The organism is Pseudomonas sp. PME37.24/025, assembly GCF_055556615.1.
The window spans coordinates 1-236 of sequence record NZ_JBVHNK010000484.1 but is presented as its reverse complement, the minus strand read 5'-3'; the positions used below and the strand labels follow the sequence as shown (position 1 = coordinate 236).

The following is a 236-nucleotide window of genomic DNA, read 5'->3' as shown; positions in this document are numbered from 1 at the left end:
CGCTGAACCTGCACCACGGCATCTCGATCACCGACGAGTTCATGGAGGCGGTGCGCGACGGCGCCATGTTCGCCCTGCGCTCGCCCAAGACCCAGGAAGTGGTGCGCGAGGTCGACGCCCGCTCGCTCTGGCAGAAGATCCTCGAGATCCGGCTGCAGACCGGCGAGCCCTACCTGATCTTTGCCGACACGGTGAACCGGGCCCTGCCCCAGCACCAGCGTGAGCTCGGCCTCAAG

General features: G+C 67.4%; 1 pseudogene. It reads left to right on the top strand.

The features are described from left to right. Window positions 1-236: pseudogene (locus tag ACZ3HH_RS31170) on the top strand (ribonucleoside-diphosphate reductase subunit alpha); the annotation flags it as partial.